Here is a 13516-nt window from a genome sequence, read left to right as displayed (position 1 = left end):
GGGCGAAGAAAGCTCGCCCCCGCCGCCCCTACGCGATGCCGATGTTGTTCAGGGTGACGCTGGCGGGTACAGCGTCCTCGGGAGTTGGGACGCTGCCGCTGCGTCCAGGAGCCACAGGGTGCGTTGTCTGCCGTAGGCGCCCGCCGCGGGGGCCTGGATCTCGCCCGCGCCCGACAGCGCTATCGACGCCGCTCCCGCCTTGTCTTCTCCCGCCGCCAGCAGCCATACCTCCCTGGCCGCCCGGATCGCCGGGAGGGTCAGGGTGACTCGGGTCGGTGGGGGTTTCGGGGCGCCGTGGACGCCCACGACCGTGCGGTCCGTTTCGCGGACCGCGGGCAGCTCCGGGAACAGGGACGCCACGTGCGTGTCCGGGCCCACGCCCAGCATCAGGACGTCGAAGGTCGGGACCGGACCGTGGTTCTCCGGGCCTGCTGACTTCGCCAGCTCCGCCGCGTACGCTTCCGCCGCCGCGTCCACGTCGGAGCCGTACGGGCCGTCCGACGCGGGCATGGCGTGCACGCGGGTGGGGTCGAGAGGCACCGCGTCCAGCAGTGCCTCCCTCGCCTGGGTGACATTGCGGTCCGGGTCGCCCTCGGGCAGGAAGCGTTCGTCGCCCCACCACAGGTCGAGCCGGGTCCAGTCGATCGCGTCCCGGGCCGGCGCGGCGGCCAGGGCGGCCAGCAGGCCGTTGCCGTTGCGGCCGCCCGTCAACACCACCGACGCCGAGCCCCTTGACGCCTGCGCGTCCACGATCTTCGTGATCAGGCGGGCCGCGGCGGCCTCGGCCATCAGCTCCTTGTCGCGGTGGACGACGAGCTGCGGTGCCGTACTCACTTCGCCGACACCTTCTTCACCGGTGGCATCAGAGCCGGAGTCGCCCTGTCCGTGTCCTCCGTCGCGGGTGCCTTCCGCGCCGGTTCCAGTGCCAGCGCCGACGACGGTGCCGGTGCCGGGGCCTGCGGTTCGGGGGGTGTCGGAGCCGCCAGCCGGTCCACCCCGAAACGCAGCGCCGACGCATACGTGTCGTCCGGGTCCAGGCGGCGCAGTTCCTCCGCCATCAGCTCGGACGTCTCGCGGCGCTTGAGTGCCACCGCGCGGTCGGGCTGGCCCTGGATGGAGAGGGTCGCCAGAGAGCCGTCGGCTCGGTCCAAGGTGATCGGGCCCGTGCTTGTTCGCATGCGGACCGCCGTCAGGCCGGGGCCTGAGGACAGGGAGCGCTTCACCGGGACATCGAGGCGGTCCGCCAGCCACATCGCCAGCAGCTCGCAGCTCGGGTTGAACTCCTCGCCCTCCACCTCGACCGCGTCCACCTCGCAGGTGACCTGGTCCAGGGCTGCGGCGAGCATGGAGCGCCAGGGGGTGATCCGGGTCCAGGAGAGGTCGGTGTCGCCCGGCGTGTACGCGTCCGCGCGCGCTGCCAGTTCCCGTACCGGCTGCTCGGCCGCGTACGTGTCCGTCACCCTGCGCTGCGCCAGGGCGCCCAGCGGGTCCTTCGCCGGGTCCAGCGGGGCGTTCACCGGCCACCAGACGACCACGGGGGCGTCCGGCAGCAGGAGAGGGAGGACCACCGAGTCGGCGTGGTCCACTACCTCGCCGTACAGGCGCAGCACGACCGTCTCGCCGGTGCCCGCGTCCACGCCCACCCTGACCTCGGCGTCCAGGCGGGACGTCGTACGGTCGCGGGGGGAGCGGGAGACGCGCTTGACGACGACCAGGGTGCGTGAGGGGTGCTCAAGCGAGGCGTCGTTCGCCGCCTTCAGGGCGTCGTACGCGTTCTCCTCGTCGGTGACGATGACGAGGGTCAACACCATGCCTACTGCCGGTGTGCCGATGGCCCTGCGGCCCTTCACCAGTGCCTTGTTGACCTTGCTGGCCGTGGTGTCCGTGAGGTCTATTTTCATGGGCGCCGCCAGCTCCGTCCGTCTCGTTCGAGCATTTCGTCGGCCTCGACGGGACCCCAGGTGCCCGAGGGGTACTGGGCGGGCTTGCCGTGCTTGTCCCAGTACTGCTCGATCGGGTCGAGGATCCGCCAGGACAGCTCGACCTCCTCGGTGCGCGGGAAGAGGTTGGAGTCGCCGAGGAGGACGTCCAGGATCAGCCGCTCGTACGCCTCGGGGCTGGACTCCGTGAAGGACTCGCCGTACGCGAAGTCCATCGACACGTCCCGGATCTCCATCGAGGTGCCGGGCACCTTGGAGCCGAAGCGGACCGTGATGCCCTCGTCGGGCTGGACGCGGATGACGATCGCGTTCTGGCCCAGCTCCTCCGTCGCCGTGTGGTCGAAGGGGGAGTGGGGCGCCCGCTGGAAGACCACCGCGATCTCGGTGACTCGGCGGCCCAGGCGCTTGCCGGTCCTCAAGTAAAACGGGACGCCTGCCCAGCGGCGGTTGTCCACCTCTACCTTGATCGCCGCGTACGTGTCGGTCTTCGACTTGGGGTCGATGCCGTCTTCCTGGAGGTAGCCGATGGCCTTCTCGCCACCCTGCCAGCCCGCCGCGTACTGCCCGCGGACCGTGTCCTTGCCCAGGTCCGGCGGGAGCTTGACCGCGCCGAGGACCTTGGTCTTCTCGGCGGCCAGCGCGTCCGCGTCGAAGGAGGCCGGCTCCTCCATGGCCGTCAGGGCCATCAGCTGGAGGAGGTGGTTCTGGATGACGTCACGGGCCGCGCCGATGCCGTCGTAGTAGCCGGCCCGGCCGCCGATGCCGATGTCCTCGGCCATCGTGATCTGTACGTGGTCCACGAAGGACCGGTTCCAGATGGGCTCGAACATCTGGTTGGCGAAGCGGAGCGCCAGGATGTTCTGGACGGTCTCCTTGCCGAGGTAGTGGTCGATCCGGAAGACCTGGTCCGGGGCGAAGACCTCCTCGACGGTCGAGTTCAGCTCCTCCGCCGACTTGAGGTCGTGGCCGAAGGGCTTCTCGATGACCGCGCGCCGCCAGGAACCGCTGTCCTGGTCCGCGAGGCCGTGCTTCTTCAGCTGCTTGATGACCACCGGGAAGGCGGACGGCGGCACGGAGAGGTAGAAGGCGAAGTTGCCGCCCGTCCCCTGCGCCTTGTCCAGCTCCTGGATCGTCGAACGCAGCCGCTCGAAGGACTCGTCGTCGTCGAAGGTGCCCTGGACGAAGCGCATCCCCTGGATGAGCTGCTGCCAGACCTCCTCACGGAACGGCGTACGGGCGTGCTCCTTGACGGCGTCGTGGACCTCCGCCGCGAAGTCCTCGTTCTGCCACTCACGCCGGGCGAAGCCCACGAGGGAGAAACCTGGCGGCAGCAACCCGCGGTTGGCGAGGTCGTACACAGCAGGCATCAGCTTTTTGCGTGACAGGTCGCCAGTGACCCCGAAGATGACCAGGCCCGACGGCCCCGCGATACGCGGGAGCCGTCGGTCTGCGGGGTCACGCAGCGGGTTGCTGCTTGACAAGGTTTCAGCCCTCCGAGGGGGCGAGGCGCGCCAGTTCCGCCTCGGTCGACTTGAGCAGGTCGGTCCAGGACGCCTCGAACTTCTCGACGCCCTCGTCCTCCAGCAGCTGGACCACGTCGTCGTACGAGATCCCGAGCTTCTCGACCGCGTCGAGCTCGGCGCGGGACTGCTCGTACGTACCGGCGATGGTGTTGCCGGTGATCTGACCGTGGTCCTCGGTGGCGAACAGGGTCGCCTCCGGCATGGTGTTCACGGTGTTCGGCGCGGCCAGGTCGTCGACGTACAGGGTGTCCTTGTACGCCTTGTCCTTGACGCCGGTCGAGGCCCACAGCGGACGCTGCTTGTTGGCCTGCGCCTTGTCGAGGGCCGCCCAGCGGTCGGTCGAGAAGACCTCCTCGTACGCCTGGTAGGCGAGCCGCGCGTTGGCGAGACCGGCCTTGCCACGGGCGGCCTTGGCCGCGTCGGTGCCCAGCGCGTCGATCCGCTTGTCGATCTCGGTGTCCACGCGGGACACGAAGAAGGACGCCACGGAGTGGATCTTCGACAGGTCCAGGCCGCGGTCCTTGGCCTTCTCCAGACCGGCCACGTAGGCGTCCATGACCTCGCGGTAGCGCTCCAGCGAGAAGATCAGCGTGACGTTGACGCTGATCCCGAGGCCGATGACCTCGGTGATCGCCGGGAGACCCGCCTTGGTGGCCGGGATCTTGATCAGGGTGTTCGGGCGGTCGACGAGCCAGGCCAGCTGCTTGGCCTCGGCGACGGTCGCGGCGGTGTTGTGGGCGAGACGGGGGTCGACCTCGATCGACACCCGGCCGTCCTGGCCCTGCGTCGAGTCGAAGACCGGACGCAGGATGTCGGCGGCGTCACGGACGTCCGCCGTCGTGATCATGCGGATCGCCTCTTCGACGGTGACCTTGCGGGCGGCGAGGTCGGTGAGCTGCTGCTCGTAACCGTCACCGCTGCTGATCGCCTTCTGGAAGATCGACGGGTTGGTGGTGACGCCCACGACGTGCTGCTGGTCGATCAGTTCGGCGAGGTTGCCGGACGTGATCCGCTGGCGCGACAGGTCGTCCAGCCAGATCGCGACGCCTTCCTCGGAGAGGCGCTTGAGTGCGTCTGTCATGGAATTACATCTCCTACGAGTCGTTATGTCAGCGTCAGCGCTGGGCTGCGGCGATCGATTCCCGGGCTACGGATGCGACGTTCTCGGCAGTGAAGCCGAACTCCTGGAAGAGGACCTTGCCGTCGGCCGACGCACCGAAGTGCTCCAGGGAAACGATGCGACCCGCGTCCCCGACGTACTTGTGCCATGTGAGACCGATACCGGCCTCGACCGCGACACGTGCCTTGACGGACGGCGGCAGAACGCTCTCCCGGTACCCCTGGTCCTGCTCCTCGAACCACTCCACGGACGGCATCGACACGACCCGCGTCGGCACACCCTCCGCCTGGAGCTGCTCCCGCGCCCCGACGGCCACATGGACCTCGGAACCGGTCGCGATGAGGACGACCTCCGGCGTGCCGCCGTCGGCCTCGAAGAGGACGTAACCGCCCTTGGCGGCATCCTCGTTGGCCTCGTACGTCGGTACGCCCTGGCGGGTCAGCGCGAGGCCGTGCGGGGCGCCCTTGCCGAAGACCTTCGTCCAGCGCTTGAGGATCTCGCGCCAGGCGATGGCCGTCTCGTTGGCGTCCGCCGGGCGGACGACGTTCAGACCCGGGATGGCACGCAGTGACGCGATGTGCTCGACCGGCTGGTGCGTCGGGCCGTCCTCGCCGAGGCCGATGGAGTCGTGCGTCCACACGTACGTCACCGGCACGTGCATCAGCGCGGACAGCCGTACCGCGTTGCGCATGTAGTCGGAGAAGACGAGGAAAGTACCGCCGTAAATACGGGTGTTGCCGTGCAGCGCGATGCCGTTCATCTCGGCGGCCATCGAGTGCTCACGGATACCGAAGTGGATCGTGCGGCCGTAAGGGTCCGCCTCCGGCAACGGGTTGTCCGCCGGGAGGAACGAACTCGACGCGTCGATCGTGGTGTTGTTCGAGCCGGCCAGGTCGGCCGAGCCGCCCCACAGCTCCGGGATGACCGCACCCAGCGCCTGCAGGACCTTGCCGGACGCGGCACGCGTGGCGACACCCTTGCCCGCCTCGAAGACCGGGAGCTTCTCCTCCCAGCCCTTGGGCAGCTCGCCCGCGGAGATGCGGTCGAACTCGGCGGCGCGCTCGGCGTTGCTGTTGCGCCACTCCTGGAACGACTTCTCCCACTCCGCCTTGGCCTGACGGCCGCGCTCCAGCGCCTCGCGGGTGTGGTTGAGGACCGCGTCCGAGACCTCGAAGGACTGCTCCGGGTCGAAGCCGAGGACGCGCTTGGTGGCCGCGACCTCGTCGTCGCCGAGCGCCGAGCCGTGCGCCGCCTCGGTGTTCTGGGCGTTCGGGGCGGGCCAGGCGATGATCGAGCGCATCGCGATGAACGACGGCCGGTCCGTGACCGCCTTGGCGGCCTGGACGGCGTTGTAGATGGCGTGCGGGTCGAGGTCGCCGTCCGGCTTCGGGGCGATCCGCTGGACGTGCCAGCCATATGCCTCGTACCGCTTGGCGACGTCCTCGGAGACGGCCGTCTCGGTGTCGCCCTCGATCGAGATGTGGTTGTCGTCCCACAGCAGGACCAGGTTGCCGAGCTTCTGGTGGCCGGCCAGCGAGGACGCCTCCGCGGAGATGCCCTCCTGGAGGCAGCCGTCACCGGCGATCGCGAAGATGAAGTGGTCGAACGGGGACTCCCCTTCGGGTGCCTCCGGGTCGAACAGACCGCGCTCGTAGCGGGCCGCCATGGCCATGCCCACGGCGTTGGCGACACCCTGGCCGAGCGGACCGGTCGTCGTCTCGACGCCCGTCGTGTGCCCGTACTCGGGGTGGCCGGGGGTCTTCGAACCCCACGTCCGGAATGCCTTCAGGTCGTCCAGCTCCAGGCCGAAACCGGCCAGGTACAGCTGGGTGTAGAGGGTCAGGGACGAGTGGCCGGCGGACAGCACGAAACGGTCGCGCCCGACCCAGTCGGCGTCCGCCGGGTCGTGCCGCATCACCTTCTGGAAGAGGGTGTACGCGGCGGGGGCCAGGCTCATCGCCGTACCGGGATGGCCGTTGCCGACCTTCTGTACGGCATCGGCGGCCAGGACGCGGGCGGTGTCGACGGCCCGCTGGTCCAACTCGGTCCACTCGAGGTCTGTGGTGGTCGGCTTGGTGCTCACCCTGGGTCAGGGCTCCTCTCCACATGTCTAATGCCGGCGTCCTCGGTGTCCACCGGCTGCCGGGGGCTGACACCCTCGGCCTTTGTCGAGCCTACCCTCGTAAGAACGTGCAGTTTTTCGAGTCATTCCAGACTGCCGGGACTGCTTCGGATCCGCCTCCCGGCCACTGCCGGACCGCTGTCCGACCAGTGTGATCGGCATTCGGCTGGTGAATACGAAGCGGGCGGTCCAACTGCTCAATCGAGCCACGTCACGCCCATCACAAAGCACCCCTCAACACGACCCCACCCCCGCGAAGGGCGGGGTCTGGGCAACGTCTAGAGTGGCGTGGTAAGCGCGAGCCTTTACCGGGACTTCACACCGGGAGGCTTGTTGGAATGTCTCTGTCAGGGGTGTGCGTGACGGCCGTTGAATCCCGTCCAGCGGGGATGATCGGGACGAGCCAGAGCCCGAGCCGACGGCCGTTCGGGGCCCGGGTCATGGCGTTCGTGGCGTTGACGAAGCCGCGGATCATCGAGCTGTTGCTCATCACCACCGTTCCGGTGATGTTCCTCGCGGAGCAGGGGGTGCCGGACCTGGGACTGGTCCTCCTCACCTGCGTCGGCGGCTACCTCTCCGCGGGCGGCGCGAACGCGCTCAACATGTACATCGACCGTGACATCGACGCGCTGATGGACCGCACCTCGCAGCGTCCGCTGGTCACCGGCATGGTCAGCCCGCGCGAGTGCCTGGCCTTCGGCATCACCCTCGCCGTCGCCGCCACCCTCCTCTTCGGCCTCACGGTCAACTGGCTGTCGGCCTGGCTGTCGCTGGGCGCCCTCCTCTTTTACGTGGTCATTTACACGATGATCCTCAAGCGGCGTACGTCGCAGAACATCGTGTGGGGCGGCATCGCGGGCTGTATGCCGGTCCTCATCGGCTGGTCCGCCGTGACGGACTCGCTCTCCTGGGCGCCGCTCATCCTCTTCCTGGTCATCTTCTTCTGGACCCCGCCGCACTACTGGCCGCTGTCCATGAAGGTGAAGGAGGACTACGCGCGCGTGGGCGTGCCGATGCTGCCGGTGATCGCCTCCAACAAGACGGTGGCGCGGCAGATCGTGGCGTACAGCTGGGCGATGGTCGTGGTCTCGCTGCTGCTCACTCCGCTCGGTTACACCGGCTGGTTCTATACGTCGGTGGCGCTGGCGGCGGGAGGCTGGTGGCTGTGGGAGGCGCACGCGTTGCAGAGTCGGGCTCGGGCGGAGTCGACGGGTGTGAAGCTGAAGGAGATGCGGCTGTTCCACTGGTCGATCACCTATGTGTCGCTGCTGTTTGTGGCTGTGGCTGTGGATCCCTTCCTTCGGTGATGCGCTCGTAGTCGGCTGCGGGTGCGCTGTGGCTGGTCGCGCAGTTCCCCGCGCCCCTGAAGGGGCGCTCCTGCTGGGCGAATACGTGGGCAAGGCCACTTCCACCCGCCGTCGCCGTTTGAACTACCCGTCGGTAGCATCCTGGGCATGGCAGATACGCAGGAGCGCAGGGTGGCCAAGCTCGCCAAGCAGATCAACGGGTTCGCCAAGCAGCATGGTGGGGCCGAGGGGCAGGTGGCGTACATCGGGGAGCGTGGGGCCCGGATCGTGCTCGTCGGTGAGGACGGTGGCTGGGGCGACCTGGTGGCCCCCACGTACGAGATCGCCCAGCAGGCCGTCGAGAAGGCCGGCATCACCGTCCACGAGGACTTCGACGGCGAGTTCGCGGCCAAGGTGACGACCGGCCCGTACGAGTGGACACGCATGGCGGGGATCCAGGTCGGCGGGCCCAGCAACTCATGAGGCGTGGGGGGTGGCCGATCGGCGCCGCTCATTCCCACGGGGTGTGCGAGAGCAACACCTGACAGTCGGTTCACCCGTTAGGACCTTAGGAACACACGGTCCAGAACACGGGGAGCCCGGATGATCGAAACGCCGTCCCTCGTGGACCAGTACTGCCACGGCGTACTGAGAACAGAGCTGGGCCTCGGCACCTTCGAGGCCCAGCTCGCGCGTACCGAGGGCCCGCCCGCCGCCGGGACGACCCTCTTCGACACCCAGACCGGGTTCGCCGTACGCCGTTGGTGCCCCCCGCTGCTCGGCCTGGAACCGCACGCTCCCCCCGCCCGCTATCTCGCCCGGCGTCGTGAACTCGGCGTACTGGAGTCGGGCCGGCGGCTGCTGCGGGGCAGCGGAATCACGACATATCTGGTCGACGCAGGACTGCCCGGCGACCTCACCGGGCCCGATGAGATGGCCTCCGCCGGCGCCGCCGAGGCCCATGAGATCGTCCGGCTCGAACTCCTCGCCGAACAGGTCGCCGACACCTCCGGCACCGTCGAGTCCTTCCTCGCCAACCTCGCCGAGTCGGTGCACGGCGCGGCCACGAGCGCCGTGGCCTTCACCTCCGTGGCGGGCGTACGGCACGGACTGGCGCTCGCGCCCGATCCGCCGGGGCCGGGCGAGGTACGCGGCGCGGCGGGCCGCTGGCTGGCCGGACGCCGGGTCGGCGGTGCGCTCAGTGACCCGGTGCTGCTGCGCCATCTGCTGTGGATCGCGGTCGCCTCGGGCCTGCCGCTGCAACTCCACGCCGGGCTCGGCGAACCCGGCATGCGCATCGACCGTACCGACCCGGTCCTGCTCACCGACTTCGTCCGTGCGACGGCCGGGCTCGGCACCGACCTGGTGCTGCTGCACGGATACCCGTACCACCGCCACGCGGCCCACCTCGCCGGTGTCTTCCCGCATGTGTACGCCGATCTGGGCGCCGCCATGGTCCGCACCGGTGCCCGGGCCGCCGCCATCCTCGCCGAGATCCTCGAACTCGCCCCCTTCGGAAAGATCATCTTCTCCAGTGGTGCCCAGGGCCTGCCCGAACTCCATGTGGTGGGCGCCCGGCTCTTCCGCGAGGCCCTCGGCCGGGTGCTCGGCGGCTGGGTCGCCGAGGGGGCGTGGTCGCTGGGGGACGCGCAACGGGTGGCCGGGTTGATCGCCGCGGGGAACGCTCGACGGGTGTACGGGCTGGGCTAGCTGTACAGACTGGGGGCATGACGACACACGGGACCCGGACGGACCGGACGGATGCCTTGACCGAAGCCTTACTGGACCGCTTCCTGGGTGAGGTGCGCGCGCTCGCCCCGGTCGCCGTCTGGGCCCACGGCTCGCTGGGCGGCGGCGACTACCAGGAGGGGCGCAGCGACCTCGACCTGATCGCCGTTCTGGACGGGCCGATCGGGCCGGCCACCGTCTGGAACGTGGCCAAGGCGCACGCCCGTCTCCGCACCCACCCGCTCGCCCCGCTGCTGCACTGCACCTACCTGTCCGACGCGACGACGGCCAATCCCGAGCGGCGGCACCTCACCTGGGCGCACAGTCATCTGTTCCGGCGGACCGTCTCCTCGGTGACCAGGCGCGAGCTGCACGCCTTCGGACGGGTGCTGTACGGGAAGGTGCCCGGGGAGCTGCTTCCGTTGGTGCCGGACCGGCAGTTGACCGACTACGTCGTGCGTGACCTGCGCGACAATTACCGACCCGCCGTGGACAAGGCCCGGCTCTGGACGCGGGACGTATGGGTCGACCTGGGCCTGGTCACCTTCGCGCGGGCGACCATGACCGTGCGGGAAGGCAGCCTGATCTCGAAACGGGAGGCGCTGGACCTGCTGCCGGGGCTGGGGGCGCCGGTCGAGGTCGTCGAGGACGTCGCACGACGGCGGTACGGGCAGGAAGGCGGCGGCCCGGTCGCGGCCGGGTGGCTCGAGCGGCGTGCCGAGCTGACGCGGGGTTTCCTGGGGCCTGCGATCGACCGCCTGGTGGCCTCGTACGGCTGATGTCCTGAAGAACGTCTACGCGCGCGTGCCGACCGTCGCCTCGGTCGCGGGGCCGGGTACGTCGGCCAGGGCGGCGGTGTCCCGGCGCTCGCGCAGGGCGAGCAGGACGCGCAGGACCGCGATCCACACCAGCGCCGAGCCGAGCATGTGGAGGCCGACCAGGACCTCGGGGAGGTTCGTGAAGTACTGCACGTACCCGATGACGCCCTGAGCGAGCAGGATCAGGAACAGGTCCCGGGTGCGGTCCAGGGGGCCCTTGGGGGAGTCGACCGCCTTCAGGACGAACCACAGGGCGAACGTCAGTGTCACCACGACCCAGGCCAGCACCGCGTGCAGTTTGCTGACGTTCTCCCAGTTCAGCGGCATGCGTTCGATCTCGCTCGAGTCGCCCGCGTGCGGGCCCGAGCCGGTCACCACCGTGCCGACCGCGATCAGCAGCACCGTGGCGATCACCAGGAACCACACCAGCTGCTGCACGGCCTTGCCGACGAGCGGGCGGGGTGCCTCGTCGCCCTCCTTCGTGCGCTGCCACATCACCGCGGCGACCGCGATCAGGGCCGAGGAGAGCAGGAAGTGGGCCGCGACCGTGTACGGGTTGAGGCCGACCAGGACGACGATGCCGCCCAGGACCGCGTTGCTCATGACGACCCAGAACTGTGCCCAGCCGAGCCGGGTCAGACTGCGGCGGTACGGCTTCTCCGAGCGGGCGGCGATGATCGCCCAGCCGACCGCAGCGCACAGCACGTACGTCAGCATGCGGTTGCCGAACTCGATGACGCCGTGGACGCCCATTGCACTCGTCGTCGTCAGCGAGTCGTCGGTGCACTTGGGCCAGGTCGGGCAGCCGAGCCCCGATCCGGTCAGCCGTACGGCACCGCCGGTGACCACGATGACCACCGACATGACGAGCGCGGCGAGCGCGGCGCGCTGCACGGTCCGAGGGGTCGGCGTCCAGCGGGCGGCGATGAAGGCGAGGGGGTTCCGCAGGGCGGACAGGGCCTCGGCGGGGGTCATCTTTGGCACGCGTCCCATCGTAGGCGGCTGCTTGTGCACGCTTTCACGAGGGGTCCCCCAGCCCCTCAGGCATTCCCCTCCGTCACTCCCAGCGGAAGAACCGCCCCGCCGCCGCCAGCCCAACGACCGCCCACACCCCGAGAATCCCCAGGTCGCCCCAGGGCATCCCGGCGCCGTGCTGGAGCACGTCCCGCAGGCCGTCCGAGAGGGCCGAGATGGGGAGCAGGGCCAGGGCGTCCTGGGCGCCGGGCGGGAACTTGTCCAGCGGGACGATCACCCCGCCGCCCACCAGGAGCAGCAGGAAGACGAGGTTCGCGGCGGCCAGTGTGGCCTCCGCCTTCAGGGTGCCCGCCATCAGCAGACCGAGGCCCGAGAAGGCGGCCGTGCCGAGGAGGAGCAGGAGGAGTACGGCGAGGGGATTGCCGTGCGGGGACCAGCCGAGCGCGAAGGCGATCGCCGTCAGCAGGGCCACCTGGAGGACCTCGGTGACCAGTACGGATGCCGTTTTCGCCGTCATCAGGCCCCAGCGGGGGAGGGGGGAGGAGGCGAGTCTTTTCAGGACTCCGTAGCGGCGTTCGAAGCCTGTCGCGATGGCCTGGCCGGTGAAGGCCGTGGACATGACCGCGAGCGCGAGGATGCCGGGGGCGAGGAAGTCGACCGCCTTGCCTGCGCCCGTGTCGACGATGTCGATCGAGCCGAACAGCAGCAGGAGCAGGGCCGGGATGATCACCGTCAGGAGCAGCTGCTCGCCGTTGCGCAGCAGCATCTTCGTCTCCAGGGCCGCCTGCGCTCCGATCATGCGGGGGAGCGGGGCGGCGCCCGGCTGCGGGGTGTACGTCCCTGTGGCGGTCGTGGTCATGAGCGCAGCTCCTTGCCGGTCAGCTCCAGGAAGACGTCTTCCAGGGTGTGCCGTTCCACCGAGATCCGGTCCGGCATCACCCCGTGCTGTGCGCACCACGACGTCACCGTCGCGAGGAGCTGCGGGTTGACCTTGCCGCCGACGCGGTAGGCGCCCGGGGTCAGCTCGGCTGCCGTGCAGTCCGCGGGGAGGGCCTTGAGCAGGGAGCCCACGTCCAGGCCCGGGCGGCCCGTGAAGCGCAGGGTGTTCTCGGCGCCGCCCCGGCACAGCTGTTCCGGGGTGCCCTGGGCGATGACCTTGCCGGCGTCGATGATCGCGACGTCGTCGGCGAGCTGCTCGGCCTCGTCCATGTGGTGGGTGGTGAGGATGACCGAGACACCGTCGGTGCGCAGGTCGCGGACCAGGTCCCAGGTGGCGCGGCGGGCCTGGGGGTCCAGGCCGGCGGTCGGTTCGTCGAGGAAGACCAGTTCCGGGCGGCCGACGACCGCCATCGCGAGCGCCAGGCGCTGCTGCTGGCCCCCGGAGAGGCGGCGGTAGGTTGTCCGGCCGCAGCTGCCGAGGCCGAGACGTTCGACGAGGGCGTCCACGTCGAGCGGGTGGGCGTGGAGTTTGGCGACGTGGCGGAGCATTTCGTCGGCGCGGGCGCCCGAGTAGACGCCGCCGGACTGGAGCATCACGCCGACCCGGGGGCGGAGGGCGGCGGCTTCCCGTACCGGGTCGAGGCCGAGGACACGTACCGTCCCGGAGTCCGGTCTGCGGTATCCCTCGCAGGTCTCGATGGTGGTCGTCTTGCCCGCGCCGTTCGGACCGAGTACGGCGGTGATGCCCGCCGGGGCCACCAGGTCGAGGCCGTCCACCGCGGTCTTCGTGCCGTACCGCTTCACCAGGGCCTGGACCTGGACCACGGGCTCGCTTCGCATGGGTCCAGAGTCTAGGTACGGGAGGTGCCGCCCAGGTGCGCGGGGGCCTGATCCGGCCTCCGCTCGGGCCAGGGGTCGGGTGGGCTCCCGTGCTGCTCGGGGGCGGTCCGGTGATCGATCAAAGATCGTTTGCGCAGGTCAGGTTAGGTGAGCCTAAGTGATGCAGGGCACCGTCGAGAGGGGTGGACGCGGCTTGCCGCGCTCTGAGGAATTACGCAACAATGG

12 protein-coding genes are annotated in these 13516 nt (G+C 69.7%); 4 read left to right on the top strand and 8 right to left on the bottom strand.

All coding sequences use genetic code 11. From position 1 onward, the window contains the following. Positions 1-48: 48 nt before the first annotated feature. Genes pgl through tkt form a run of 5 tightly spaced genes read right to left on the bottom strand, consistent with a single transcriptional unit; the run spans position 49 to position 6666 of the window. Positions 49-834 (bottom strand): 6-phosphogluconolactonase, encoded by a 786-nt coding sequence (pgl, locus tag ACWCRB_RS29785; RefSeq protein WP_450998983.1) that lies wholly within the window; start codon positions 832-834, stop codon positions 49-51. After that, positions 831-1901, bottom strand: a complete 1071-nt coding sequence (gene opcA / locus ACWCRB_RS29780; protein ID WP_450998982.1) for a glucose-6-phosphate dehydrogenase assembly protein OpcA — start codon at positions 1899-1901, stop codon at positions 831-833. The genes pgl and opcA overlap by 4 nt, the downstream gene beginning before the upstream one ends. Beyond that, positions 1898-3421: a glucose-6-phosphate dehydrogenase gene (zwf, locus tag ACWCRB_RS29775; RefSeq protein WP_450998981.1), complete on the bottom strand. Its 1524-nt coding sequence runs from the start codon at positions 3419-3421 to the stop codon at positions 1898-1900. The genes opcA and zwf overlap by 4 nt, the downstream gene beginning before the upstream one ends. Positions 3422-3425: 4 nt before the next feature. After that, positions 3426-4544, bottom strand: a complete 1119-nt coding sequence (gene tal / locus ACWCRB_RS29770; RefSeq protein ID WP_450998980.1) for a transaldolase — start codon at positions 4542-4544, stop codon at positions 3426-3428. Between the two features lie 34 nt (positions 4545-4578). Continuing rightward, positions 4579-6666, bottom strand: coding sequence for a transketolase (gene tkt / locus ACWCRB_RS29765; protein ID WP_450998979.1), 2088 nt, complete (start codon positions 6664-6666; stop codon positions 4579-4581). A gap of 428 nt (positions 6667-7094) precedes the next feature. Here tkt and ACWCRB_RS29760 point away from each other — a divergent pair, with 428 nt between their 5' ends. The 4 genes from ACWCRB_RS29760 to ACWCRB_RS29745 all read left to right on the top strand — a co-directional run bounded on the left by ACWCRB_RS29760 (position 7095) and on the right by ACWCRB_RS29745 (position 10498). After that, on the top strand, positions 7095-8012 hold the full coding sequence (locus ACWCRB_RS29760) for a heme o synthase (protein WP_450998987.1): 918 nt from the start codon (positions 7095-7097) through the stop codon (positions 8010-8012). Between the two features lie 147 nt (positions 8013-8159). Continuing rightward, positions 8160-8474 (top strand): hypothetical protein, encoded by a 315-nt coding sequence (locus tag ACWCRB_RS29755; RefSeq protein WP_450998978.1) that lies wholly within the window; start codon positions 8160-8162, stop codon positions 8472-8474. A 120-nt stretch (positions 8475-8594) separates the two neighbouring features. Then, entirely contained in the window at positions 8595-9701 is a 1107-nt protein-coding gene (locus ACWCRB_RS29750) for an amidohydrolase family protein (protein WP_450998977.1), read from the top strand. 17 nt (positions 9702-9718) lie between these two features. Further along, entirely contained in the window at positions 9719-10498 is a 780-nt protein-coding gene (locus ACWCRB_RS29745) for a nucleotidyltransferase (protein WP_450998976.1), read from the top strand. 15 nt (positions 10499-10513) lie between these two features. Here the strand turns inward: ACWCRB_RS29745 and ACWCRB_RS29740 are convergent, their stop codons facing one another. The 3 genes from ACWCRB_RS29740 to ACWCRB_RS29730 form a co-directional block, all read right to left on the bottom strand. Next, positions 10514-11530: a COX15/CtaA family protein gene (locus ACWCRB_RS29740; protein WP_450998975.1), complete on the bottom strand. Its 1017-nt coding sequence runs from the start codon at positions 11528-11530 to the stop codon at positions 10514-10516. Between the two features lie 64 nt (positions 11531-11594). Then, positions 11595-12371: an ABC transporter permease gene (locus tag ACWCRB_RS29735; RefSeq protein WP_450998974.1), complete on the bottom strand. Its 777-nt coding sequence runs from the start codon at positions 12369-12371 to the stop codon at positions 11595-11597. Beyond that, positions 12368-13291: an ABC transporter ATP-binding protein gene (locus ACWCRB_RS29730; protein WP_450998973.1), complete on the bottom strand. Its 924-nt coding sequence runs from the start codon at positions 13289-13291 to the stop codon at positions 12368-12370. Before ACWCRB_RS29730 ends, ACWCRB_RS29735 begins: the two co-directional genes overlap by 4 nt. Between the last annotated feature and the right edge of the window lie 225 nt (positions 13292-13516).

The sequence above is a fragment of the Streptomyces sp. NPDC002156 genome (assembly GCF_053593675.1).
Note: the sequence above shows the minus strand (reverse complement) of the source record. Positions and strands in the feature narration are given on the sequence as shown.

Bases quoted from the DNA above. Each gene is read 5' to 3' on its own strand.
- ACWCRB_RS29755 (WP_450998978.1), top strand. From the start codon at position 8,160: ATGGCAGATACGCAGGAGCGCAGGGTGGCCAAGCTCGCCAAGCAGATC.
- ACWCRB_RS29740 (WP_450998975.1), bottom strand. From the start codon at position 11,530: ATGGGACGCGTGCCAAAGATGACCCCCGCCGAGGCCCTGTCCGCCCTG.
- ACWCRB_RS29745 (WP_450998976.1), top strand. From the start codon at position 9,719: ATGACGACACACGGGACCCGGACGGACCGGACGGATGCCTTGACCGAA.
- opcA (WP_450998982.1), bottom strand. From the start codon at position 1,901: ATGAAAATAGACCTCACGGACACCACGGCCAGCAAGGTCAACAAGGCA.
- ACWCRB_RS29750 (WP_450998977.1), top strand. From the start codon at position 8,595: ATGATCGAAACGCCGTCCCTCGTGGACCAGTACTGCCACGGCGTACTG.
- tal (WP_450998980.1), bottom strand. From the start codon at position 4,544: ATGACAGACGCACTCAAGCGCCTCTCCGAGGAAGGCGTCGCGATCTGG.
- ACWCRB_RS29730 (WP_450998973.1), bottom strand. From the start codon at position 13,291: ATGCGAAGCGAGCCCGTGGTCCAGGTCCAGGCCCTGGTGAAGCGGTAC.
- ACWCRB_RS29760 (WP_450998987.1), top strand. From the start codon at position 7,095: ATGATCGGGACGAGCCAGAGCCCGAGCCGACGGCCGTTCGGGGCCCGG.
- ACWCRB_RS29735 (WP_450998974.1), bottom strand. From the start codon at position 12,371: ATGACCACGACCGCCACAGGGACGTACACCCCGCAGCCGGGCGCCGCC.